The sequence below is a fragment of the Streptomyces sp. NPDC006335 genome (assembly GCF_040612795.1).
Taxonomy (GTDB): domain Bacteria; phylum Actinomycetota; class Actinomycetes; order Streptomycetales; family Streptomycetaceae; genus Streptomyces.
Genome location: NZ_JBEXQX010000001.1, coordinates 852,681 through 876,336, shown reverse-complemented (window position 1 = coordinate 876,336; position 23,656 = coordinate 852,681). Strand labels below are relative to the sequence as shown.

At 72.9% G+C, this 23,656-nt stretch carries 18 protein-coding genes; 4 read left to right on the top strand and 14 right to left on the bottom strand.

Annotated features, from left to right (window positions below):
* Positions 1-25: 25 nt before the first annotated feature.
* From ABZ098_RS03975 to ABZ098_RS03965, 3 genes are all read right to left on the bottom strand, one after another.
* On the bottom strand, positions 26-1,555 hold the full coding sequence (locus ABZ098_RS03975; RefSeq protein ID WP_356586930.1) for an APC family permease: 1,530 nt from the start codon (positions 1,553-1,555) through the stop codon (positions 26-28).
* A 148-nt stretch (positions 1,556-1,703) separates the two neighbouring features.
* Positions 1,704-2,243, bottom strand: coding sequence for a hypothetical protein (locus ABZ098_RS03970; RefSeq protein WP_356586928.1), 540 nt, complete (start codon positions 2,241-2,243; stop codon positions 1,704-1,706).
* Between the two features lie 448 nt (positions 2,244-2,691).
* Complete coding sequence (locus ABZ098_RS03965) at positions 2,692-3,363, bottom strand: ANTAR domain-containing protein (protein ID WP_356586926.1); 672 nt, start codon at positions 3,361-3,363, stop codon at positions 2,692-2,694.
* 338 nt (positions 3,364-3,701) lie between these two features.
* Between ABZ098_RS03965 and ABZ098_RS03960 the strand changes: the two genes are divergently transcribed.
* Positions 3,702-4,634 carry an anti-sigma factor RsbA family regulatory protein gene (locus tag ABZ098_RS03960; protein ID WP_356586924.1) on the top strand — a complete coding sequence of 311 codons (933 nt, stop codon included), beginning with the start codon at positions 3,702-3,704 and terminating at the stop codon, positions 4,632-4,634.
* 179 nt (positions 4,635-4,813) lie between these two features.
* A complete protein-coding gene (locus ABZ098_RS03955) occupies positions 4,814-5,692 on the top strand; it encodes an alpha/beta hydrolase (protein ID WP_356586922.1) in 879 nt (292 codons plus the stop codon).
* Positions 5,693-5,804: 112 nt separating this feature from the next.
* Here the strand turns inward: ABZ098_RS03955 and fxsT are convergent, their stop codons facing one another.
* The 5 genes from fxsT to ABZ098_RS03930 form a co-directional block, all read right to left on the bottom strand.
* On the bottom strand, positions 5,805-9,725 hold the full coding sequence (gene fxsT, locus ABZ098_RS03950) for an FxSxx-COOH system tetratricopeptide repeat protein (protein WP_356586920.1): 3,921 nt from the start codon (positions 9,723-9,725) through the stop codon (positions 5,805-5,807).
* Complete coding sequence (locus ABZ098_RS03945) at positions 9,722-11,053, bottom strand: TIR-like protein FxsC (RefSeq protein ID WP_356586918.1); 1,332 nt, start codon at positions 11,051-11,053, stop codon at positions 9,722-9,724. The genes fxsT and ABZ098_RS03945 overlap by 4 nt, the downstream gene beginning before the upstream one ends.
* Positions 11,054-11,139: 86 nt before the next feature.
* The gene (locus ABZ098_RS03940; protein ID WP_356587621.1) at positions 11,140-11,919 is read right to left on the bottom strand and encodes an AAC(3) family N-acetyltransferase; all 780 of its coding nucleotides are present in this window, start codon (positions 11,917-11,919) and stop codon (positions 11,140-11,142) included.
* Between the two features lie 146 nt (positions 11,920-12,065).
* A complete protein-coding gene (gene fxsB, locus ABZ098_RS03935) occupies positions 12,066-14,255 on the bottom strand; it encodes a radical SAM/SPASM protein FxsB, inactivated metallohydrolase extension form (RefSeq protein ID WP_356586916.1) in 2,190 nt (729 codons plus the stop codon).
* 156 nt (positions 14,256-14,411) lie between these two features.
* A complete protein-coding gene (locus ABZ098_RS03930; protein WP_356586914.1) occupies positions 14,412-14,564 on the bottom strand; it encodes a hypothetical protein in 153 nt (50 codons plus the stop codon).
* Between the two features lie 205 nt (positions 14,565-14,769).
* On the opposite strand from ABZ098_RS03930, the gene ABZ098_RS03925 reads away from it, so the two are divergent.
* Positions 14,770-15,684: a DUF4231 domain-containing protein gene (locus tag ABZ098_RS03925; protein ID WP_356586912.1), complete on the top strand. Its 915-nt coding sequence runs from the start codon at positions 14,770-14,772 to the stop codon at positions 15,682-15,684.
* Between the two features lie 21 nt (positions 15,685-15,705).
* Here ABZ098_RS03925 and ABZ098_RS03920 read toward each other — a convergent pair whose 3' ends face one another.
* Positions 15,706-16,203 carry a hypothetical protein gene (locus tag ABZ098_RS03920; RefSeq protein ID WP_356586910.1) on the bottom strand — a complete coding sequence of 166 codons (498 nt, stop codon included), beginning with the start codon at positions 16,201-16,203 and terminating at the stop codon, positions 15,706-15,708.
* Positions 16,204-16,353: 150 nt separating this feature from the next.
* Positions 16,354-17,448 carry a Gfo/Idh/MocA family oxidoreductase gene (locus ABZ098_RS03915; protein WP_356586908.1) on the bottom strand — a complete coding sequence of 365 codons (1,095 nt, stop codon included), beginning with the start codon at positions 17,446-17,448 and terminating at the stop codon, positions 16,354-16,356.
* Between the two features lie 130 nt (positions 17,449-17,578).
* Here ABZ098_RS03915 and ABZ098_RS03910 point away from each other — a divergent pair, with 130 nt between their 5' ends.
* The gene (locus ABZ098_RS03910; protein WP_356586906.1) at positions 17,579-18,208 is read left to right on the top strand and encodes a ScbR family autoregulator-binding transcription factor; all 630 of its coding nucleotides are present in this window, start codon (positions 17,579-17,581) and stop codon (positions 18,206-18,208) included.
* A 267-nt stretch (positions 18,209-18,475) separates the two neighbouring features.
* Here ABZ098_RS03910 and ABZ098_RS03905 read toward each other — a convergent pair whose 3' ends face one another.
* The 4 genes from ABZ098_RS03905 to ABZ098_RS03890 form a co-directional block, all read right to left on the bottom strand.
* On the bottom strand, positions 18,476-19,513 hold the full coding sequence (locus ABZ098_RS03905) for a rod shape-determining protein (protein WP_356586905.1): 1,038 nt from the start codon (positions 19,511-19,513) through the stop codon (positions 18,476-18,478).
* A 135-nt stretch (positions 19,514-19,648) separates the two neighbouring features.
* Complete coding sequence (locus tag ABZ098_RS03900; protein ID WP_356586903.1) at positions 19,649-21,217, bottom strand: carboxyl transferase domain-containing protein; 1,569 nt, start codon at positions 21,215-21,217, stop codon at positions 19,649-19,651.
* Entirely contained in the window at positions 21,210-22,655 is a 1,446-nt protein-coding gene (locus tag ABZ098_RS03895) for an acyl-CoA synthetase (RefSeq protein WP_356586901.1), read from the bottom strand. Before ABZ098_RS03895 ends, ABZ098_RS03900 begins: the two co-directional genes overlap by 8 nt.
* Positions 22,656-22,709: 54 nt before the next feature.
* Complete coding sequence (locus ABZ098_RS03890; protein ID WP_356586900.1) at positions 22,710-23,582, bottom strand: hypothetical protein; 873 nt, start codon at positions 23,580-23,582, stop codon at positions 22,710-22,712.
* Positions 23,583-23,656: the final 74 nt, after the last annotated feature.

The following is a 23,656-nucleotide window of genomic DNA, read 5'->3' as shown; positions in this document are numbered from 1 at the left end:
CGTCGGTCGTGACCGGGCCGGCGATTCAGGCCGCGTCGGCCTGCGCCCTGCGGGTGGGGCTGCCCAGGGCCCAGAACAGGACGCCGAGAAGCATGAATCCGAGCAGCGGGAGTGCCTCGGTCAGCAGGTACTTCACCCGCTCGTCGTGGTGCCAGCCGTCCGGCGCGTAGCCCGCGCCGAACCAGTGGTCGCCGAGGCCCGGGGCGACGAGCTGCACGCTCGCGAACAGGACGAGCGCGGTGAGGACCACACTGATCGCGAGGGGCGCGGGGGCCTTGTACGGGCGGGGCACGTCCGGGGCCTTGCGGCGCAGTACCGCGAGCGCCGGGAAGATGCCCAGATAACTGACCAGGGTGGTGGAGACGGCCAGGCCGAGGACCGCGCCGAAGAGCTTCGCCGCGCTGCCGTTCGTGAGTTCGTGGGCCAGGACGAGGACGGCCGTGGAGACCAGACCGCTGAGGATGTTGACGCGGACCGGGGTGCCGAAGCGGCTGGAGATGACACCGAGGAAGCGGGGTGCGGCACCGTCGTAGCCGGAGACGGCGAGGGCGCGGTCGGATCCCATGACCCAGGTGACGCCCGAGGACAGCACGGTGAGGATGAACAGGATCGCGGCCAGGTCCCCGAGCGCGCTCCCGGCGCCGCTGAGCGTGGCGGTGCCGTCGCCGGCGACATGGCCGCCGTAGACCGTGAAGACCTGGCGGATCGCGTCGAGGAAGCCGCCGAGACCGGTGACGGCCTTGACGGGCAGCACCAGCAGGATGCCGAGGATCGGCAGGGCGTACAGGAGCACGGAGAGGGCGGCACTGCGGAAGACGGCGTACGGCACGTCCTTCTGGGCGTCGGTCATCTCGTCGCCCGCCGTGCTGGGCAGTTCGAAGCCGACGTAGTTGAACATCAGGACGGGCACCAGGCCGACGAAGCCCGCGTAGGTGGGGGAGAAGTCGCCGGGGCCGAAGCCGTGCAGGCCGTGCCGGGCCGCGTAGACCACGACCGTGACGGTGAACAGGCCGAGGAGCAGGAAGCGGCTCCACGCGCCGACGGTGGGGATCCACTTGCCGACGTCGAAGGAGAGGATCGCGGCGAGGACCCCGATCCAGACGAAGGCGAGGGTGAAGAGGTAGAAGGCCGGGGTGCTCAGGTCCTTGCCGTCGTGGAAGAACGTCGTGAACGCGGTCACGGCGGAGACCGAGAGGGTGCCGCCGAGCCACACCGGATTGGTGATCCAGTAGAGGAAGTTGTTGACCGCGCCGGCCAGTCGGCCGAAGGCGCGGCTGGTCCAGATGTAGGGGCCGCCCTCGTCGGGGAACGCGGCGCCGAGCTCGGCGGTCAGCAGCGCCGAGGGCACGAAGAACACGACGGCCAGCACGATGAGCCAGGTGAACGCCTCCGCGCCGGAGGAGGCCACCGTGCCGATGGTGTCCACACCGACGATCGTGCACAGCAGGAAGAACAGGATGTCGAAGCGGCCGAAGTGCTTGCGCAGCTTCTGGCGCTCCGAGCGGGCTGCCGGCGGCGCGTCGGCCGGCTCTGACGTGAGGGGGCCAGCGGTCACCGGGGGCTCCTGCGGATGAGCGGTACAGGCGGAATTCGGCCAATGATCGGCGCCGCCGCACATGCTCACAAGCGTTCATTGGGAAGTCTTGACCGGGTGTTGCCGAAAGGCACAGACACCCTCGCGCCGGTGTCGACGCTCCGGGGCCCTACGCCTCGGGGAGCTCCGCGCGCAGGGCGTCGCGCAGCTCGCGCAGGTCGTCCGCGGGGCGGCCGAGGCCGTTGACGCGCAGCCGGGCCGCCTCGGTACGGTCGACGGGGCGGGTGGTGAAGGCCAGGTTCATCGAGGCGCGCAGCATCCACAGGTCGTAGGCGAGCAGCCGGCCCGCGCGGGCCTGCGCGGCCGCCAGGTCCGGGTCCGTGGTCCCGAGGTCCAGGAGCCGGGCGCGCAGCCGGTGCAGGCTGATGCTCTGGAGCCCGCAGTCCCGTGCCGCCCCGCGTGCCACCGGGCCGGGCTCGCCGCACGCGGCCACCGCCTCGTCGGCCGGCCTCTGCGCGGCCACCGCCTCGTCCAGCACCGCGACCAGCGCCCGCAACTGGTCCGACCGCGACGGGCCGACGGGAGCCCGGCGCCGGCGGGGGCGCACAAGGGGGCGCAGCAGCGGCGGTACGGCCGCGAGCCACCGTGGGACACCGGCCCGCCGTGCGGCTCGGGGCGCGGGCGCGTCCGGAACTGTGCCTGTGCGCATGGCACCTCCTGGCGTGCGTGTGTCCGGGCCCCGCGAACCCGCCCACGGGCGCGCGGAGAACCGCTGTCCGGCCGCCGTGCTCCTCCAGTGTGCGCCTCGCGCGCGGGCGGGTGTTCCTTCGCGTCCCGCCGGCCAAGGCTTGATCGGGCGTTCTCAGGGGTAGTTGTCCTCCCCCGGGAGTAGCGGAAGGCGGTGCGGTCGTCCCGGGGAGGCAGGGCAGGTGCCTCCGTGGGCACGATGTGCGGGCGGGACTCGGGGACGAGGCTGGTCCGTGTCGGGGAACAGCAGCCAAGGCCCTAGGAGGGCGCCATGAACCGCCAGATCCGCGTTCGCGTCACCCGCCGGCCCTCGTCCTCCCGTGACACCCGGCAGCCCGAGATCGACCGCAGGACCCCGTCGGGACGGCTGCTGCCGTACTGACGAGGCCCGGACCAGGGCCGCCGCTCCCTCAGTTCAGGCAGCGGTCGATCGCCGTCCGCAGCGCCTGGCGCAGCTCGGGCGACGGCACCGGGCCACCGCCCCCGGCACCGGCCGTGACCACCGCGGCGACCTTGCGCAGCTTGGTGTTGGAGAGCTGGGAGGCCTCCCGCAGAACGTTCCACGCCTGGTCGGAGGAGCAGGCGTGGGTGGCCATCAGGACGCCGCGCGCCTGGTCGATGACCGGGCGGGTCAGGATCGCCTGCCGGAGCTGCTCGACCTCCGTGCGCAGTTCGTCGAGCTGCCGGGTGCGCTCCCGGACCACCACGGCGGGCACCGGTTCCCGGCGTGTGCCGGGGCCGTGCAGCGGATCGTCGGGATCCAGACCGGCCGTCTCCAGGACGCGCCGCGGCTGGTCGGTCCAGCCGGTCGCCGACACCCGTACGCCACGGCGGCGGGCGTAGGTGTCGAGGACCTCCAGGAACCGCAGTCCCGCCGTGTCCATGAAGGCGACGCCGGCCATGTCCAGGTCAACCCGCCCGACGCCGTCCGGCAGTCGGGCCAGGGCCCTGACCAGGGTGTCCGCACAGCCGTGGACCAGATCCCCGCGGGGGACGAGCACCGCCGCGCCCTCGTCCACGCTGCTCTCGACGGTCAGGGTGTCCACCCGCCCTGCGAGCGATGTGTGTGTCGCTGAGCTCATGTCCGCCTCGCTGCTCCCCACAGTCGTCACGACGTTGAGTCACCGATCGCCGCCGGAATCCGCCCCCCCCCGGCCCCGGGCGCGGCTGCGCGGGATCCGCCGGTGCTGGGATGCGCCTGCCCGGCCCGTGCGGGAGTACACCCGGGCCGCGGGGGCGTGACGGGCGCACTTGGGGGGTAAACGCGGTCTCGACCAGGTATTGGCAGGAGACGTTTCGGGAGGGGAGACGGATCGGAAGGGACAGGAGCGGATCAGCAGTGGGGAGCAGGTGTGAGGATCCGGTACGAGGCGGCACGGCGCCGCCGCCCTCCGGCACGCGGGAACGCGGTGACCCCGCTGTGAACGCCGCGGCCGCGGATCCCTTCGTGCATCCCGCGCTCTTCTACCGCGACGAGCGCGAGTACCTCGCCGGAGTGGTGCCGTTCGTGGACAAGGCACTCGCCGCCGGGGAACCGGTGGCCGTGGCCGTGCCCACCGAGAACCTGCGGCTGCTGAAGGCGGAGATCGGCGCCGAGAAGGCCGTACGGTTCCTGGACATGCGGGACGCCGGGCGCAACCCCGGCCGGATCATCCCGGGTGTGCTGCGCGCCTTCGCCGACGCCCAGCCGCCCGGTTCCCGGGTGCGGATCGTCGGCGAACCGATCTGGGCCGGCCGCTCGGCCACCGAGTACCCCGCGTGCGTCCAGCACGAGGCGCTGATCAACGCCGCGTTCCAGGGCCGCGAGGTCACCATCCTGTGCCCCTACGACACCCGTCGCCTCGACCCGCAGGTCGTCGCCGACGCCCACGCCACCCACCCCGTCCTCGTCGACGCCGGCTCCGGGCGCGAGGAGGAGAGCGGACGGTACGACTTCGAGTCCGTGCACGCCCGCTACAACGCGCCGCTGCCCCCCGCCCCGGACGTGCCCGCCCACGCCTTCGTCGCCGATGTGCTCGGCGAGATCCGGCACTTCGCGTCGGACGCGGCCGAGCGGTACGGGCTCGTGCGGCCCCGGCTCGACGACCTGGCGCTGGCCGTCGCCGAACTGACCACCAACAGCGTGGTGCACGGCGGCGGTTCGGGTCTGCTGCGGGTGTGGGCCGAGGACGGGCACGTGGTGTGCGAGATCCGCGACCGGGGACACCTCACCGACCCGCTGGCCGGCCGCCGCCCGCCCTCCCGGGACCAGTACGGCGGCCGGGGCCTCCTCATCGTCAACCTCGTCGCCGACCTCGTACGGGTGCACACCGGACCGGACGGCACGACGGTCCGCTTCTGGTTCGCCCTCTGACGGGCCGCGCCCGCGCGCCCCGGCCGACGGTCACGCCGGGCTCGTCGCGATGGCCGAACTACGCCGGTCCGTCCGGGCCCGCTCCCGCTTGACCTGCGAGTTCGTTTCGCCGTACGCCCGCGTGGGCAAGGTTCGGGCAGCGTGGCCCGGTCAAGGCCTCGGGTGGGGGGAGCGCGGCGGTGCCCGACCAAGTGCGCACGGCGGACGGACGACGGTTACGGGTGGAGGTCTCGGGAGATCCGCACGGACGCCCCGTGTTCCTCCTGCACGGCATGCCGGGCAGCCGGGTGGGGCCCAAACCCCGCTCGATGTTCCTCCACCAGCGCGGCGCGCGCCTCATCAGCTACGACCGCCCCGGGTACGGCGGTTCGGACCGTATGCCGCGGCGCCGGGTGGCGGACGTGGCCCAGGACGTCGCCGATGTCGCCGACGCCCTCGAACTGGACCGGTTCGCGGTGGCCGGCCGGTCCGCCGGCGCCCCGCACGCCCTGGCCTGCGCCGCGCTGCTGCCCGACCGGGTCACCAGGGCGGCGGCGTTGGTGGGCTGGGCACCGTGCGACGCCGAGGGACTGGACTGGTACGCCGGGATGGCGCCGTCCAACGTCGCCGCCCTGAGCACGGCCGCCTCCGACCCCGAGCGTTTCGCCGCCGGGATCATCCCGCGCTCCGCCGCCATCCGCAGCGACCCCGCGCGCCTGCTGGAGGAGCTGCGCGAGGACCTCACCGCCGACGACCGGCTGATCGTCTCCGACAACACCATCCGCTCGATGCTGCTGCGCAACTACCGTGAGGCGCTGCGCACTTCACCGTACGGCTGGATCGACGACGCCCTCGCCCTCACCGCCTCCTGGGGGTTCGACCCGGCGCGGATCAACGTGCCGGTGCTGCTGTGGCACGGCAAGGACGACGTCTTCTCCCCGGCCTCGCACGCCTCCTGGCTCGCCGACCGCATCCCGCGCGCCACGGCCGTCCTGGAACCCACGTCCGCCCACTTCGCCGCACTGCGCGCCCTGCCGGCGGTACTGGACTGGCTGCTCGCGGACGCGATGGCGCACTGACGGCCGGGCCCACGGCCCCGTGGGTGTGTGTCGCCAGGCCGGCCCTCGGTCGGTCCCGCGGGCGCGCCGACGCCCGGCGCCGCCCCGGTCGGCGGCGCCGCACCGCACCCGATCACACCGACAACGGCTCCAGGTCCCGGTAGATCCGCCGTTCGCGGCTGGCCAGCAGGGTGATGCCGTTGTCCTCCCCGAGCAGCAGGCGCAGCTCCGCCATCGCCTCCTCCCGCAGGGCACGGGCCTCGCCGTCGCGACCCAGGGCCCGCAGGGTGAGGCCCAGGTTGGTCACCACGGCGAGCGTTTCGGGGTGGTGGCCGCCGAGGGCCTCGCGCAGGACCGGCAGCGCCGCCTCGTCCCGTTCCCGCGCCTCCTCGAAACGCCCTTGGTCGTAGAGGACGTTGGCGTAGTTCACGCTGCAGAACACGGCATGCGGATGGTGCTCGCCCAGGACCTCCGCCATCCGGGGCAGCACCTTCAGGAACACCGCCTCCGCCTCGTCCAGGTCCCCGCAGCCCCAGTGGAAGATCCCCAGGTTGTTCAGGGCCGCCTGGGTGTACGGGTGGGCCTCGCCCGGCACCTTCATGTACTCGGCGAGCACCTCCCTGGCCACCTCGCGCCCCCGGTCCCGTTCGTCGGCCGCGAACAGGTCCGCCGCCAGGTTCAGGTCGCAGGCCAGGGAGTCGGGTGTCGGGGCCGCGTACTGGTCCTTGTACTGCTTGCGGGTCGCCTCCGTCAGCCGACGGGCGTCCTCCAGCTGGCCGTTGCGGCGCAGCGACACCGCCAGGGACTTGGCGCAGCGCAGGGTGCCGGGGAACTCCCTGGTCAGGATCCGTTTGTGGGCCGCGTACGTGCGCGACAGGATCGACACCGACTCCGCGTACCGGCCGACCTCCCTGAGGTCACGGCCGAGGCGTTCGGCCGAGGCCAGCGTGTACGGGTGGTCGGGACCGAGGACGGCCATGCGCTGGTCGAGCGTGTCCTGGTTGATGGCGCGTGCCTCGCTGTACTTGCCCAGCATCTGCAGGGCGAGGGCGAGGTTGTTGGCCGCGCTGAGGGTGCGCCGGTGCGACTCGTGGAAGATCTCGCTGAAGCCGGTGTGCGCCTCCTTGGCCAGCTCGACCGCCTTCGTGTACTCGCCGAGGGCCGCCAGGTCGCTGGAGAGCGCGGACATGGTGGCGTAGGTGTGCGGGTGCTGCTCGCCCAGTTCCCGGCGCTGCCGCTCCAGCAGGTCCTCGCCGATCTCCCGGGCCTCCACGTAACGCCCCTGCGAGCGCAGGATGTTGGCGAGGTGGAACCGCAGGTAGAGGTAGTAGACGTCGTCCTCGCCGAGCACCGGCTTCCAGTGCTGGAGCAGGTCCTCCGCCAGACGCCGCGCGGCCACGAAGTCACCGCGTTTCCACTGGTAGCGGACCCGGTCGATGAGCAGTCGGCGGGTGTCGGGCTCATGGCAGTTGCGGGCGTCGGAGGCGGACAGGTGCGGCCAGATGACGCCGAAGCGGGGCCAGGTGGTCGGGTCGTCGATGGGTTCGTCGCCGTCGGGCCGGGCGCCCGCGAGGACGGTGTGCACCACGTGCCGGGCCTCCCGCTGCTTCTCCTCGGGCATCTGGGAGCGGATCACCGCCTGCACCAGCCGGTGCACCTGGAGGCTGTTGGTCTTCTGGTCGACCTTGGCGAGCGCGAACCGGCCGATCTCCCGGATGACCCGGCCGAGCAGCAGACTCTCCTGGAGGGAGGGGTCGTACGGCTTGAGCGCCGTGATCATCTCCTTGCTGTAGAGCAGCTGCTGGGAGATCGGCTCGGGCGCGAGGAAGGCGCACAGCTGGAGCAGCCGCACGGCCGCGGGTGATCGTTTCTCCAGCTGTTCGATCGAGACGTTCCAGGTCGCCGCGACGGTGCGCGGGTAGTCGGGCGGCTGGTTGAGGTCCAGGACCTCGGTGGTCTGCCGGGCCAGCTGCCGCAGGTAGTCCTCGATCGGGGTGGCGGTCTCGGCCAGCCAGGCCGCCGCCTGTTCGACCGCCAGCGGCAGATCGCCGACGGCCTCCGCCACCCGGCCGGCGTCGTCGGCCGTCAGGCCGCCCTCGGTGCGCCGGGTCAGGTGCTCGATGCTCTCGGTGCGCTCGAAGACGTCGATCTGCTGGGACGCCCCGTGCTGGGACCAGGCCTGGTTGCGGGAGGTGACGAGGATGTGGCCGCCGTCCCCGGTGGGGAAGTAGCGGGCCAGCTCCGCGGGATCGCCCGCGTTGTCGAAGACCAGGATCCAGCGCTTGGTCGGTAACCCCCGGGACAGCCGCTGCACGGCTTCCTGGCTGGCCTTCGTCATGTCCTCCTCGGTGCCCGTCGCCCCTATCAGCGGGGCGAGTTCGGCGAGCGAGGCGACCACGTCGTCGATGTGCTCGGCGGATATCCACCAGACCAGGTCGTAGTCGGCCATGAACCGGTGCACGTACTCGATGGCGAGCTGGGTCTTGCCCACGCCGCCCAGTCCGAACAGCGCCTGCGGCTGCGGCGGCCCGGACAGCTCGCCGAGCTGGGTGCGGATCCGGTCCATGATCGAGGCCCGGCCGGTGAAGGTCGTGTTGCGCTGGGGCGCGTTCCAGATCCCCGGGGTGATGCCGGGGAAGCGGGGTGCCGAGGGACTGTTCTCCGCCTGCTGCAAGGGCAGTTCCAGCGCGCGCTGGAGCGCGGCCACGCACTCCGTCTCGTCGAGCCGGTGCAGGTCGGTGCACGGCTCCGGGAGCGGGACCTCCTCGACGCGCAGCGGCACCACCGAGCCGCGTGCGCCGTCCGGGGTGCGCTCGCCGAGGGCACGCCACACGGAGTCGGCGTACCGGGACTCCTGGAAGGTCTTCGACAGCAGCGCCACGGTGTGGGCCGTGGTCTCCGCCGGCTCGACCGGACCGGTGGAGATCTCGTGCAGCGTGACCTCGCAGCCCGCCCGCTTCAGCAGGTACTCGACCCAGTCGGCCCACATCCGCTTCTCCGCCGCGTACGCGACCACGACGTCGGCCACGCTGGTCAGCGGCCGGCGCCTGAGGTACGCGTCCCGGCAGCGCAGCCGGACCGGTTCGGGGATCTGCGGCAGCGAGGTGACCTCGCGGTCGGAGATGACGGCGGTGAGCCGCTCGAAGGCGGACAGCAGCGAGTTGGCGATGCCGCTCTCGTCCCCGACGGTGGCGAGGGTCTCCTCGTAGGCGTAGTACGGGCGGTAGGGGATCTCGACGTTGCCCCAGTAGGCGCTGAGCTCCTCATGGCTCAGCGGTCGGCCGTCCGCCCCCTTCGGCAGCCCCTCGAACCGCATCCGGGCCAGCGCGCGACCGGCGTCGACCTTCTCCTTCTCACCCTCGTCGATGCGCATCGGCACCGGCAGGACCCGTATCCGGCGGGGCCGGTAGCCCTCCTCGACACTGCGGGCCACGACCGCCGCGCCCTCCAGCGCCTGGTCGCTCAGGGTGAAGCAGTCCACCAGGACGTCGGGCATCTCCATGGTGCAGATGTCGGCGTTGTCGGACAGGCCGGTGCGGCTGTCGATCAGGACGTAGTCGTACGTCGCCTTCATGCTGGCCCGCAGGGCCTGGAGGAAGGTGCCGCCGCCGAGGCGCTCGTAGAAGTTGTCCCACTCGAAGGAGGTGACCGCCGCCGAGTACGCCCGGTCCTGGCGGCCCGCGGACAGGAAGTCCAGGGAGCCGCCCTCGGGGAAGTGCAGGTCGAAGCGCTCGGGGCGGATGGACACCGCGTGCTGCTCGACCTGGGCGTAGGACAGGTGCCAGTCGTCGGGGCGCTGGGTTCCGGTGGTCGCGGCCCAGGCGTAGTCCTGGATGATGTTGATGACGCCCGGGGTCGCGGACAGCGCCTTGGGATCGAGGAACGGGTGGAAGAACCGGTGCAGGCCCGGTGCCTCCAGGTCCCAGTCGACGGCGAGGACCCGTTTGCCGTTGGCGGCCAGGATCCAGGCGGTGTTGGCCAGCGCCATGGTGCGTCCCGTGCCGCCTTTGTACGAATAGAAGGTGATCACACGTCCGTCGCGCGGGCCCGTCATGCTTCTCCTCCGTGGTCGGGTCCGCCTTCGGGGTACGGCGGCTGGATGGGGCCCAGCAGACGGGGCCTGGGCACGTGCGGACCCGGCGGCGGATGGGCCTCCGCGTGTTTCAGGTACTGCCGGGTGGTGTGCGCCACGACGGCGGGCAGCACGTCGGTGAACGCCTTGAGCGTGGGGACGCCGTTGACCGCGGTACGGCAGTCGGTGCGGCGGCCGCGTTCCAGCAGCAGGGGCAGGGTGCGCTCGAACTCCATGGTCAGGCGCTGCCCCTCGTCCCCGTGACACTGCAGGTCGGCCCGGTTCCAGGGGACGACGGCGCTCACCCACGGCTGGGCCTGGGCGTCGAACGCCTTCAGCCGGCGCCGCCGTTCCTCGTCCGTCAGCGTCCACCGGTCCACGAGCAGGATGCGCGGGCGGCCCGTCTTGCCGCCCTCCTCGCCGGTGCCGGCGGAGAGGGGGCCTTCGGTGTCCTCGTCGTCGAAGGAGGAGACCGTGGGCCGGTAGTCCAGCGAGCGGATCAGCTCCTCCGCCAGCGCGGGCAGCGGACGGGTCGACTCGGAGTGGTACGGGTTCCAGTCCAGCGGGTCCTCGCCGTACGCGCGCGGGTCCCGGTCCTCGGGAACGCTGTCGAGGGTGGGCGCGGCCACCGTCAGATGGATGTGCCGGGGTTCCTCGCCGCGCGGCCGGAACGCGCTCGGCGTGGACTCGTAGTCGCGCAGCCTGCCGGGCGGCAGCGGTGACTCCTCGGCCACCTGGACGATGCGCTGGGCGAGGGTGAGGACGGTCTCCTCGTACTCGTCGCGCAGTCTGCTGAGTTTGATGAGCCCGTAGAAGCCGTTGGTCGCGTAACGGTCGCCGAAGGTCGTGCGGTCCAGGTGTATGTGACGTATGGAGTCGGGCAGTTGATGGAAGTCGACGCGGGTCCACAGGGCCGGGACGATGGCGGACACCTCGCGTCCGCCGACGGCCTTGGCGTGCAGGAGGCGCTCGTTGAACGCGAACAGTTCCCGGCCGCACATCTCGCTGGTGAAGTAGCGCGGTGACAGCAGCGGTACGAAGACGCGGCAGCGGGCCAGATTCTCGCTGAGCTTGCGCGGCCACCCGTCCCCGGAGCCCATCTCCCGGTCTATGAAACCGACTTCGGCGCCGGCGGGCAGGTCGGTCAGCGCCATGATGTGGTTGCACAGATCCCGGTAGAGCTGGTGCACCCAGTGGTCGGGGTCGCCGCCGCCCGACCCCCACGGCGGGGTGTGGGCGTAGCTGAGGAAGAAATAGGGCTGCCCCTCGGCCGAGGCCTGCCCCCACTCCCCGTCAGGTGTGTCCAACACGCCCCCCTGCGCGTCGATGACCCCGTAACCGGAGCCACCTGGAACCGGAAGAACAATGTGCCCGACCAGGAGGCCTGACGGATCGCTTATTTCACGTCATTCCGGAGACGAGATCTGGACAGTTGATCGCGTACGTCGTCCACGGCGGCCCGCATTCCGAACAGCGTGACCGGCCTTCCGGACCATTCCCGCCGCACGAGAAGTTCATCCGGAAGCCGTGCGCCGGCCTCCGCGAAGTCACCGTCGTCCAAGGTCAGATCCTCGTAGGTGAACCAGTTCCCCTTGTCGCCCACCACGCAGCGGTACAGCCGCGGGGGCGGTGGCGGGGTCATGCGGTACTCGGCGAGATGGAAGGCGCTGCACACCTCGAACCCCACGCGCAGCAAGAGCACTTGGGCGTCGGCGGCGTACAGCTTGGCGAGCGGCGAGCGCTCGCCGAGGTGGCAGCGCGGGTCGTGTCCGGCGAGCAACTCGCCCGCCCGCGGGCCGATCGCGGCCAGCGAGGTCTGCGGGTGGTCGCTGCGCACGGCTCCCGGGGTGCTCCGCACGCACTCGGCCAGCGCGCCCATCGAGGGGCAGGGGGTGGCGTCCGGTTCGAAGGGGGGCATCGACGCACGGAACGCCTCGGCCTCCTGCGCGCTCAGGTGCGCGACGAGGGCCCGGTGGGCGCGGGAGCTGTCCGAGTTCTCCGGCGTGAAGGCGGGCACGACGAGCGTGCCCCGCGGACCGAGCGCGTCGAGCAGCGCGTCACGGACCCGGGTGGGGGAGAGACCGGTACCGCTCAGGGAGGCGTGCACCATGAGGGGGGCCTCGGGGCGGATCGGTAACTCGGCCAGGAGGTCGGTCAGTTGGCGCCAGCCGGCCAGTTCGGCCGGGGAGGAGTCCAGGCGGGACGGCACAGGGCCTGGGTGGCCGGTGGTCACTTCGGTGAGCAATCCGCCGTGCCGGTCGGCGAGTTGGCGGGGCACCGGGTCGGTCGAGGCGGGCACGCCCGCTGGGACGGCCGGCTTCGTCACGGTCGTCCCGCGATCGTCGTCCACTCCGCGCGCAGCTCCGCGGCCAGTACCTCGCCGCTCTCGGTGAGGTCGTGGTCGGGCAGCTCCGACAGGGCGGTCAGGGCGCGGCCGGCCCGGGCCAGTGAGTGGCGGCCCTCGGGGGTCTCATGGCCCCAGTAGGCGACGTCCCCCAGGCCCTCGACCGCCTCGGTGAGCAGTCGGCCCGCATGGTTGCCCGGCACATGGAGATCGGTTGTCGCGCGCAGGGCGGCCAGTCGGGCCCGGCGCCCGAGACGTGGCAACTCCCGTACGAACGAGACGGGTTCGAAGTCGACGGCCAGGCCGAGCCCGCCCAGACCGTCGACGGCGAGTCGCACCCCGGCCCCGGCGACGAGCGGGGTGACGGCGTCGACACGCAGGGCGTTGAGGTCGTCGTCCACCCCCGGGACCCGCTCCGCCCACAGCTCGTACGCGGCCCCCAACCGCTCGCGGAACGCGGTGAGTTCGTCTGCGTCCAGCGGATCGGTGACAGGGGCCGGGTAGACGGCACGGCGCGGGTCCGCGTCGTCGATGAGCAGCGGCTCGGTGGCCGCCACCTTCAGTACCGACAACGGCCGCCAGAGATCGGTGGGTTGGCTGTCGACGGTCAGCCGCGTCCCGTCGGCGGTGCGGACGTCGAGACCCCGGGCGCTCACGACGGCCTCCACCCGCCCCGGCGCGGGCAGGGTCAGGGTGCCGAGGGTCGGCAGGTGCAGCTCCCGGTCCGGCTGCTCCCAGGCGAGCTCCAGCGGGGCGTGCGCGTGGACGGCCGCCGCCACGGCGACGCGGGCGAAGCGGGCGGCGGTGACGTGGGCCGCCTCGGCGTGGCGCAGGGCGGCCCGCAGGTAGGGATGGGACAGCACCCGGTTGAGGTGCTCCGCGGTGGTCCGGTCCCCGTCCAGCCGGAGCAGGGCGAGCCAGGCCGCGTCCCAGTCGGGGTGCCCGGCCAGCCGCTCGTTGGCGTAGGCGAGCAGGGTCCGGTCCAGTTCCTGGCGGGCGAACCGCAGGGCCTCGGGGTCGAGGACGGCGGGCGAGAGGGAGCGGTCGGTGATCCGCTCGGCGATCCCGTCGACGAGGGCACGCAGATCGGCGCAGAACACCGACGGGTTGTCGAACTCCCGTTCGCTGCTGTAGCGGTGGGCGTACAGACCGCCCCCGCAGGACTCGACCACCGGGCACGCGCGGCAGGTCTTGGAGAGCCCGAGCAGACCGCGCTGCCGCGCCTGTACGCCTGGATGCCGGGCCACCTGCTCGAAGGTGTGGTGGTCGACGTGGAATCCCGTGGCGGGTGCCCCGTCGTAGGCGGTTTTCAGCGAGTCCACCTGCTCGAAGGAGCCGTCCGTCTCCACGACCGCCAGGTCGGAGGGGGCCAGGCCCATCGCCTCGGTCAGGCTGGGGCCACCCCGCAGGGTGCTGAGCACCGAGTCGAAGGTCCGCACCCGCACCTTGCGGCCCTGCTCCGTCCAGCGGTCGAACACGGCCAGCAGCCAGTCGGCGTACGGCGTCGCCGAACCGGAGGAGCCGCGCGGCGGCGGGGTGTCCCAGGTGGAGTGGGGCAGCAGGTAGTCGATCCGGGGCGGCGAGAGCGCGGACAGCGCGTCGTGCACGGCGACGGGGTCGTTCGCCACGTCCACCGTGCACAGCAGTCCGCCGAACAGGTGGCGGTACTCCTCGGAGCGCAGCAGGTCGATCCCGCGCAGGACGCGGTGATAGCTGCTCCGGTACCTGCGGTCGAGCCGGTGGCGGTCGTTGGCGGCCTGGTCGCCGTCGAGCGAGACGCTCACGAGGACGCCGTACTCCCGGAAGACGTCCAGGTGGCGGCGGCTCAGCTGCACACCGTTGGTGTGGATCTTCAGCTCGAGCTCGCTGACGCCGGCGAACGCCCTGCTGAACTCGTCGCAGATGGCGCGCAGTCGGGCGGGACCGGCCAGCAGTGGCTCCCCGCCGTGCAGGATGACGGTGACCGAGGCGAGGTCGTGCTCGCGCGCGTACGTGGCGAACCGGGCCGCGGTCCGACGGACCGTGTCCTGACCGATCACGACCGGGCGGGTCTTCCAGCTCTTGTCCGCGTGCTCGTACACATAGCAGTGGTCGCACGCCAGATCACATCGACTGTGGATCTTCAGAACGAGTTGCTGGAGTGGGTGTTCCCCCAGAAGAACGGTCACTTAGCACACGCTACCGCGCGCCGTCACTACCGCACGCCCCGAATCGGCCAATTGGGTTACTGCACACGTGTGTTGTGGTATCAGACCGAACCTCCGGCGGATCGACCGCGCGCGCCGTGGTGGACGGCGTGCGCGGTCGTGGCCGGACTGTCCGCCCTACAGCGCGGAGTTGAACCTTCCCTGGCCGCCCGTGACCCGGTCAGCGGCCTTCGTCGTGGCGGTGGAGCCGATCGCACCCAGCGGGGTGTGCCTGCCGTGGGGGGCGGAACCGGCGGCCGTAGCGCGTTCCGTGACCGTCTGTGCCTTCATCTGTCTGATGTCTCCTTCCAGGGGGGACCGGCGTGTCCCCGGCCCAAGAAGACCTGAGGCCCGGTGTCGGAATTCGAACCATGAGACAGAGACAACCCGGTTTTAGGCGGACGATACCCCAGCCGAAGGGCTCCGGAGCATGGCTAGGGGGCGCGTACGCGCCCATACTCGGATGTCCGGGGGAGCCTGTTGTCGGGGGTGGGCCATGAGGGTCGGTATTCCGGGGCCGGGAGTCACGTGGAACGACGACGACCTCCCCCCGCTCTTCCGCGTTAACGATCAACTCGCGATCACCCATCAGAGTGAATCGTTCCGTGCCGTCCGTGCCCAGTTGATCGTCCTGCTGGCGGCCACCACCTCGGCCATGCTGGCCGAACGGCTGGACAGCCACGTCCCGGCGTTCCTGGCCGCGCTGCTGTACGCTCTGACCATCGCCATCGGTCTGCGCACCACCCGCCGCCGGGCCCGCGCGCGCTGGCAGGCCCATCGTGCCGTCGCCGAGATGCTGAAGTCCCTGGCGTGGCAGTACATGGTGCACGGGGGCGTCTTCCACTCCCAAGTGGCCAACGCCGACGCGCTGTTCGCGGAGCGGGTCGAGGAACGGCTCAGGGAGATGCGCAAGGTGGGCTGGGAGGACTCCAGGAACGGCGCCCACACGCGCGGCGAGGGCCAGATCACCCCGGTGATGCGGCAGGTGCGGGCGAAGGCCTTCCCGGTGCGGCGGGACGTCTATCTGCGCGAGCGGCTCATGGAGCAGCACGCCTGGTACCGGCGGCGTGCCGCGCAGGCCCACCGCGCCTCCGTGCGGTGGTCGTCGGTGACCGCCGTACTGACCCTGCTGGCCCTGTTGGCCGCCGTGCTCCGGGCGGCCGGGATGCTCGGCGGCTGGGACCTGACCGGGGTGTTCAGCGCGTCCGCGGCGGCCGGGGTGGCCTGGCAGGAGGTGCGCAGGCACCGGCCGTTGACCTACGCGCACTCGCTCGTGGAGCAGGATCTGGAGACCCTGCGGGTGGAGATGAGCACGACGGTGACCGAGGACCGGTGGGCCCTCGCGGTGGCGGAGGCGGAGCGGCTGGTGTCGCCGCAGCACTCGGACTGGCTGGGCAGGTTCGGTGGCTGACGGGCGGCCGGCGCTCGTACGTCAGGTCTCGCGGCGCACGTCCGGCTCCCACAGCACGGTCACCGGGACCTCGGTCCTGCGCGCGTAGGCCACCACGTCGCCGGTGCCTCCCAGGCCCCGGGCCGGTCGGCCGTCCCACACGGCGATCAGACGGTCGCAGTGGTCGACGATCCAGCGGCCCGCGGCGAAGTACGCCTCCTCGTGCGTCGGCTCGGGCGGCAGCTCCACCCGGTTCGCGCAGGCGCCGAGGATCCTGCGGTACCCGGCGCGGGCCGCGTCGTCGTCGAGGTGGGCCTCGTAGTCCATGCCCGGGATCACCGCCGTCACCGGGACGCCGCTGTCCAGGGCGATGTCCGCGAACAACTGGTCGGCGCCGGCCGCGAGACAGCTGAGGGCCTCCAGGGCGCCGCCGAGGTGTCTGCGCATCTCCGCCCGCACGAGTGGCAGGACCCGGCCCGGGATGCGGCGGTGCCCGGTCACACCGATCCGGGTGACGGAGGTGAGAGCCGATGGCGTCACGGTGGAAGAGGTTCCGGCCTGTCGGGTCGTCGCGGTTCCGCTCGTCACGAGAGAGCCTCCCACAGCCGTCGGATACTCCACCGTAGCGCCCTCGGCGGGGAGCACACAGGGGCGCACCCGCTCACGCCGGTACCCTCGCACGACGTGCGGTCAGCGCAGCCGCACCCTACTGCCGCCGTGCGCCGACGACTTGACCGCGTCCAGCAGCCGGTGCACCCCTACGGCGGTCGTGAAGTCCGGACCGAAGTCGCCGCCCGTGCGGATCGCGCGGGCCAGGTCCGTGTACACCTGGGCGACATTGCTGACCGGGGACGGGGTGCCGAGCAGCGGGCGGTGGGCGTCGGGGACGGTCAGCCGCCGGGCGGGGGAGCCGTCGTCCGGCGCGTGGGTCAGGGTGAAGCGGGGGCCCACCAGGGAGTCGTCGGACGACACCAGGACCAGCCGGCCGGCGCGCCCGTGCACCTCGATCCGGAAGCCGTCGCCGCGCGGGCCGCCCGTCATGAAGTGCGCCGAGGCCGCCGCGCCCGACTCCAGCAGACCGCCCAACACGATCTGGTCCGGCGAGGTCACCTCGACCGTCTCGCCGGTCTCCTCCATGGTGACGCGGTCGATCCGGGTCGCCAGGGTCGCCGAGATCTCGGTGAAGTCCCCCACGGCGTACTGGAACATGTCCAGCGAGTGCCCGCCGACCACGGCGAGATGGTTGACGCCCTTCGTCGCGTCGAACAGCGCCGCGTACCGCGTCGACCACACCTCGGGGGTCGCGAGCGAGTACAGCAGGGATGCCGAGAGCACCTCGCCGATCAGGCCCTGCGCCAGTGCCTCCCGCAGCAGCCGCACTTCGGGATGGTGCCGGCTCTGCAACCCCACCGCGTGCCGTACGCCCGCCGTCCGCGCCGCCGTGGCGAAGCGCTCGGCGGTCACCGCGTCGGCTGCCAGCGGCCACTCGCTGTACACATGCCGGCCCGCAGCGATCGCCGCCTCCACCAGCCCGTCCCGGGAGGGGAGTTGGACCGCGAGGGTGACCAGGTCGACGTCCGGGTCGGCCATCAGGGCCCGGGCGTCGTCGTACGACGTCCGGGCGCCCCACACCTCGGCGGCCGCCCGCGCCGACGCCGAGGTGGTGCCGGCGACTGCTGTGACCTCAAAGTCGTTTAGCGCTTTCAGTGCCGGGAGATGGATGTTGCGACCCCATCCCCGCTCGGCGTGCGCGCCGACGACTCCCACCCGGATCCTGTCCGCCATGTGAACTCCCCTCGTCCGCCGGGGCGTTGTCCCGGTCGATGAGAAAAGTACCAGTCGGTTGGTTTTTTTGTTGACCGGGAAGGCAGACTGCTCCCGAGAGCCAGATGTGACACAGGCAGGGGTTGGACGCATGGTCAGGCAGGAACGCGCGGAGGTCACCCGGTCGGCCATCCTCGACGGGGCGGCCCGCGCCTTCGACGCCGAGGGGTACCACGGGACGTCGCTGGGGGACATCGTCAAGGAGGCCGGGGTGACGAAGGGAGCGCTGTACTTCCACTTCGGCTCGAAGGAGGAACTCGCCCAGGCCCTCGTCGACGAGCAGTTCTCCGCCCTGGAGTCGGTCACGGACACGGGCAGACCCGGGGTGCAGACCGTCATCGACCTCGTGCACTCCATGGCCCGGCGGCTGGTGGCCGACGTCCGGGTGCGGGCCGGCATCCGGCTGGTCATCGACCAGAGCTCCAAGGCGGGCCTCGTCAGCGAGCCCTACACCCGGTGGATCGAGCTCTTCCGGGAGTGCCTCGTCCAGGCCCAGCAGCGCGGGGACGTCAAGGCGGACCTCGACCCCGGACGGGTGGCCCGGCTGATCGTCGGCTCCTGGACCGGACTCCAGCTCAGCTCCCAGGTCCTCAGCGGCCGGGCCGACCTGACCGAGGAGACCACCCTCATGTGGGAGATGCTGCTGCCGAGCATCGTGCCACCGCGGCGGCTGGAGCGGTTCCACCCCGAGGGCACGGCACGGGTGCCCGAGATGGCCTGACGGGGGTCGCGGCGGGGCGACCGCCGGGTGGCGGCCGGGCAGCGGCCGTGTCGGATCCGCCGCCGTCGCGCACGGCCGGCCGCACGCCGTCCCGGCCCTCGCGCTGTCGCGTCCACCGGGCCGGGCGTTGCCGGTCGCGGTGCCGGGCCGGGCGGCGAGGACGCGCGGAAGCCGTTCGTCCTCTTCGGCGGAGGCGTCCTCTTCCGCACAGGCGTCCTTGCCGCGGCGGCGGAGGGGAGGTGGAGGGGGTCGGGAACTCCTCGCGCCTCAGGGGGCCAGCGGGTCGAGGGACAGCGGTTCGATGCGGCCCTCCAGCATGTACCCCAGTCCCTGTACGGCGCAGACGTCGGGCCGCTCGGCGATGTGCACCGGCATCCCGGTGGCCTGCCGCAGCATCTGGTCGAGCCCGGGGAGCAGGGCCGAACCGCCGACCATCATGATCCCGCGGTCGGCGAGGTCGGCCACCAGGTCGGGCGGGCAGTTGCGCAGCACCCGGCCGATGCCGTCGAGCACGGCGGTCAGCGGGGTCTCGATCGCGTCCCGTACGGCGGCGGTGTCGACCCGCACGGAACGGGCGAGGCCGGTGGCGACGTCCCGGCCGTGGATCTCGGTGGAGGCCGGGCCCTGCGGGGTGAGGCCGTTGCCCGAGAGGGCGAGCTGGAGCGGTCGCACGGACTGGCTGGGCAGCATCAGCTCGTGCTCGTGACGCAGGTGCTGCACGATCGCGTGGTCGACGGCCTCACCGCCGACCGGGATGCGCTCGGCGGTCACGATCGACCCGAGGGAGAGCACGGCGACCTGGGTGGCGGCGGCCCCGCACACCATGATCATGGTGGCCTCGGCCCGCTCGACGGGCAGTCCGCAGCCCACGGCGGCGGCGATCAGGGTGTCCACGAGCTCCACCCGCCGCGCCCCGAGCCCCACGAGGGTCTCGATCGCCGCCCGCCGGGCCAGCGGGTCGGCGTCGTGCGGGGTGCAGGCGGCGGCCCGCAGCCGGGGCTTGCGGCGCAGATTGCGGCGGATCCTGTCGCCGAGCAGGTGGCGCAGCATGCGCTGGGCCATCTCGATGTCGACGACGGTGCCGCCGGAGACCGGCCGTACGACACGGATGTAGTCGGGGGTGCGGCCCGTCATCTTCTCGGCGAACTCCCCGACCGCGATCAGCGCGCCGGTGCGGGTGTTCACGGCGGCGGCCGACGGCTGGTCGACGACGAGCCCGGCCCCCTTCACGTAGACCCGCGTCCGCGCCGCGCCCAGGTCGACGGCGAAGTGGCAGCGGCGCAGCTGCTCCAGACTGGCGGTCATGGCAGGTCCTCCCGAGAGCACAGACCGTGGGGCCGCGCCGGGTGGCGGGGCTTAGTGGCATCGTGCGGGGGCGGGGGAGGGGGCGCCTTTCCTGGGGGGCCGGGTGGGGCGCCGCTGAATGGGGGGTTTTGTGCCCTACGGCGTGAACGAGCTCCCCGTGGGAGGTGCGACCACCCCGAGGTCCACCAGGTCCTGCGGCCGGATCCGCAACTGGTCCGCCGTCGCCTCGACCTCCTCCGGCGCGCGCTTCAGGATCGCCGCCGCGAGTTCCGGCGCGATCACCGAGAAGTAGCTGTCCGGCGTGGCGTACGTCCTCCCGGGCGCCGCCAGGGCCAGGGCGCCGCCGGAGCCGCCCTCGCCGATGAGCAGGGTGGTGATCGGGGTGCGGGCGGAGGCGACCGTGGTGAACAGGTCGGCGATGGCCGCGCCCGCGCCCTGGCGTTCGGCCTCCGCGTCGTTGGCCGCGCCCGGGGTGTCCACCAGCGTGAGCACCGGGATGCCGAGGCGGTCCGCGAGGCGGATCAGGCGGGTGGCGGTGCGGTAGCCGGCCGGTCGGGTCGCCGTACCGGTCTGGGCGGCGTAGGCGATGGTGCGGCCCTCGTGTTCGCCGAAGCCGCACAGCATGCCCGGATCGGTGCCGCCGCAGCGGTCGCCGGACAAGGCCGCCCGGTGGGTGAAGTAGGCGTCCAGGTACGCCTCCGCGCGTGGCCGTTCCGGGGAACGGGCCCGGCGGACCGCGTCCCACCCGGTGGCGGGGAGGCCGGTCGTGCCGAGCGGGTCCGGGACCGGGGCGGGTTCGAAGGGCGGCGCGGGGAGTGCGGCCCAGGACGCGTCCGGAGCTCCGGAACCGGTGCCGCCGGGTGCCGGTCGCTCGGGGGTGACCGCCACGTCGGCGGCACGGCCGTCCGCGGCCCCGCCTGCCCCGGCTGCGTCCGTGCTCGCGCGGCCGGTGCCGCCGGATGCCGATCGCCCGGGGGCGGGCGCCCTCTCCGCCGTACGGCCGTCCGCGGCGCCGTCGCCGGGTCCGCCCGACGGGCGTGCCAGCAGCCGCAGCCACCTCCCCAGGGTTTCCCGCAGCTCCCGCGGCCGTACGACCGCGTCCGCCGCGCCGGCGGCCACCTGTGCCTCCGCCGTGTACGCCGCCGGGTCCGCGTCCGGGGGACGGACCCGGGAGCCCGCGAAGCCGACCTGGGCCCCCGGGAGAGCCAGGATCACGTCGGCGCCCGCGCCCAGGGTGGCCCAGCCGCCGCCCGTGGTGGGGTCACGCAGCACCGCGATCTGGGGCAGGCCCGCCGCCCGCGTGAGGGCCGACTCGCGGGCCACGCGCTGGAGTTGGGACAGGGCGAGCATGCCCTCCTGCATGCGGCTGCCGCCCGTGGCCACCAACGGCACGACAGGGAGGCGGTGTTCGCGGGCGTACCGGTACGCCGCCTCCAGCCGGTCGCCCGTGCGCTCGCCCAGCGAACCGCCGAGGAAGCCGAACTCGAAGGCGATCAGGACGGCCCGGGTGCCCTCGACGCACGCGGTGCCGCAGATGACCGACTCCTGCTCGCCGGTGCGTTCGGCGGCGCGGGCGCGCGAGGCGTCGTAGCCCTGCCAGGCGAGCGGTCCGTCCGGCTTCGACCGCCGTTCGGGGTACGGGATCTCGGCGAAGTCGTCGGCGAGCAGCGCGACCACCTCGCGTGCGGAGAGGCGCTCAGTCATGCAGCGCCCGCTTCATGATCTTCCCCATGTCGTTGCGGGGGAGGGCGCCGAGGTGGTGGACGGCCCGGGGGCGCTTGTGCGGGGCCAGGCGGCGGGCCACGTGGTCCGCCAACTCGTCGAGCGACGGCGGGGATTGATGGTCGACCGGGACGATCCACGCCACGATCCGCTCGCCCAGGTCCGGGTCCGGCTCCCCGGTCACCGCCGCCTCCCGCACCCCCGGGTGCTCCAGCAGGGCGTTCTCGATCTCGCCCGCCCCGATCTTGTAACCGCCGCTCTTGATCAGGTCGGTGGCCTTGCGGCCGACGATCCGCACGTATCCGTCCGGGTCCCGCACCGCCATGTCCCCCGTACGGAACCAGCCGTCCGCCGTGAACGCGGCCGCCGTCGCGTCCGGCCGGTTGAGGTACTCGGTGAACAGGTTGGGGCCGCGCACCTGGATCTCGCCCACCGTCTCGCCGTCGTACGCCGTGATCGGCGAGCCGTCCTCCTCCACCAGCCGCAGCTCCACGCCCGGCAGCGGTACGCCCACGGTCCCGGCGCGCGGCGCGCCGTCGGCGCGCACGCTGGTGTTCATAAGCGTTTCCGTCATGCCGTAGCGCTCGACGACCCGGCGGCCGGTCGCGGCCGTGACGCGCTCGTGGTCGTGCACGGGGAGCGCCGCCGAACCGGAGACCAGGAGCCGGGCACCGGCCAGCGCCTTCGCCAACTCCGGGTCCCGCGCCAGGGCTTCGGCGATGCGGTGGTACATCGTGGGGACGCCGAAGAGCATGGTCGCGCCGTCGTTCAGCTCACGGGCCACCCCCTCGGTGCTGAAACGGCCGAGGTGACGGACCGAGCCGCCGCGGCGGAGCGGGCCGAGGATGCCGAGGACCAGGCCGTGCACATGGAAGAGGGGCAGGCCGTGCACGAGGACGTCGTCCGAGGTCCACTGCCAGGCGTCGGCGAGGGCGTCCAGCGTGGCGGCGACGGCCCGGCGGGGGAGCACGGCGCCCTTCGGGGGACCGGTGGTGCCGGAGGTGTAGACGACCAGAGCGGGGTCGCCGTCCCGCGCCAGCGTGTCGGGGGCGGGGCCGCCGGTGGCGTGCACATCGACGTCGACGCGCTCCAAGTCGGCGAGGCCGGGCGGGAGTTCGGCGCCGGGAGTGGTGAGAAGCAGGGCCGGGGCGCTGTCGCTCAGGATGTGCCCGAGCTCCTTCTCGCCGGACTTCGGGTTGAGCGGTACCGCCGCGACACCGGCCTCCAGCGCAGCCACCACGGCCACCGCGGTCTCCAGTTCCGGTGTCGCCCAGACGGCCACCCGGTCGTACCCCGCGAGACGGGCCGCCAGGGCGCCGGTCGCGGCGGCGAGTCGCGCGTAGGTGAGGGAGCGGTCGCCGAACCGCAGGGCGGGACGGTCCGCCGGGGCGCCCCTGAGGGCCGGGAAGAGAGAGGTCACGCTTCGACTCCTGTCCTGTGGTCGCCTGTCCGTCCTACCCGAACCCCGGACCGCCTACCGCCCGGCGGCCGCCAGCACCGCCTCCACCACAGGGCCCAATGACCCCGGGTGCAGGAACAGGAAGAGGTTCGGCTCGACCAGCTCCAGTTCCATCACCCGCGGCCGCCCGTCCTCCCCGTCGACGAGGTCCACGCGCGCGTACAGCAGCTCCGGGGCGCCCGGTACGGCGGCCAGGGCGCGCTCGGCGACGGCGAGTTCGGCCAGGGTCGGCGTCCAGGGCTCCAGGTCCGGATGGGCGACCTTGGCCGCGTCGAAGGCGGTGTCCGGAGCGAGGACGGCCTTCTTGCGGCTGGCGTGCAGCAGCCCGCCCCCGAAGAACTGCAACGCCCGCTCCCCGCCCGTGTCGATGCCCCGCATGTACGGCTGCACCATCGCGGTCAGCCCCTCGGCGTGCATGCGCTCCAGATGCCGTACGGCACTCTCCTGCCGCTCGGGCGTGTACCGAGCGGCATAGCGCGCGCCCGCCCCGGACGTGGGCTTGACGACGTACTCGTGGTCGCTGGGCAGGTCGGCCGGGTCGCCGGGCGCGAGATAGCGGGTCGGCACCACCGGCACCCCCGCCTCCGCGAGCTCCCCGAGGTACCGCTTGTCGGTGTTCCAGCGCACGACCTCCGCCGGATTGGCGAGCCGCGTCAGCTTGCCGCAGCGCTCCGCCCACGCCACGAACTCGGCCGCCCGCCAGCTGTAGTCCCAGGTCGAGCGGATGACGGCCAGGTCGTAGCCGGCCCAGTCGACGTCACCGTCGTCCCAGCAGACGGCCTGCGCGTCGGCCCCGGCCGCGCGCAGCGCCGCCACCAGCACGGGCAGGTCGGCGTCCTTGCTGGGCTCGGGCCGGGGGTCGTAGGTGACGAGGGCGACTCGGGGCACGGCGGGTTCCTTTCCCATACGGCTCGACCGGCAGGCTAACCACGGCGGACGCAACCGCGGCAACCGCTTTACCT

What these genes read in the sequence shown, in the direction of transcription:
- ABZ098_RS03970 (WP_356586928.1), bottom strand. Translation starts at nt 2,243, where the DNA reads ATGCGCACAGGCACAGTTCCGGACGCGCCCGCGCCCCGAGCCGCACGG.
- ABZ098_RS03965 (WP_356586926.1), bottom strand. Translation starts at nt 3,363, where the DNA reads ATGAGCTCAGCGACACACACATCGCTCGCAGGGCGGGTGGACACCCTG.
- fxsT (WP_356586920.1), bottom strand. Translation starts at nt 9,725, where the DNA reads ATGACGGGCCCGCGCGACGGACGTGTGATCACCTTCTATTCGTACAAA.
- ABZ098_RS03930 (WP_356586914.1), bottom strand. Translation starts at nt 14,564, where the DNA reads ATGAAGGCACAGACGGTCACGGAACGCGCTACGGCCGCCGGTTCCGCC.
- ABZ098_RS03925 (WP_356586912.1), top strand. Translation starts at nt 14,770, where the DNA reads ATGAGGGTCGGTATTCCGGGGCCGGGAGTCACGTGGAACGACGACGAC.
- ABZ098_RS03915 (WP_356586908.1), bottom strand. Translation starts at nt 17,448, where the DNA reads ATGGCGGACAGGATCCGGGTGGGAGTCGTCGGCGCGCACGCCGAGCGG.
- ABZ098_RS03910 (WP_356586906.1), top strand. Translation starts at nt 17,579, where the DNA reads ATGGTCAGGCAGGAACGCGCGGAGGTCACCCGGTCGGCCATCCTCGAC.
- ABZ098_RS03905 (WP_356586905.1), bottom strand. Translation starts at nt 19,513, where the DNA reads ATGACCGCCAGTCTGGAGCAGCTGCGCCGCTGCCACTTCGCCGTCGAC.
- ABZ098_RS03900 (WP_356586903.1), bottom strand. Translation starts at nt 21,217, where the DNA reads ATGACTGAGCGCCTCTCCGCACGCGAGGTGGTCGCGCTGCTCGCCGAC.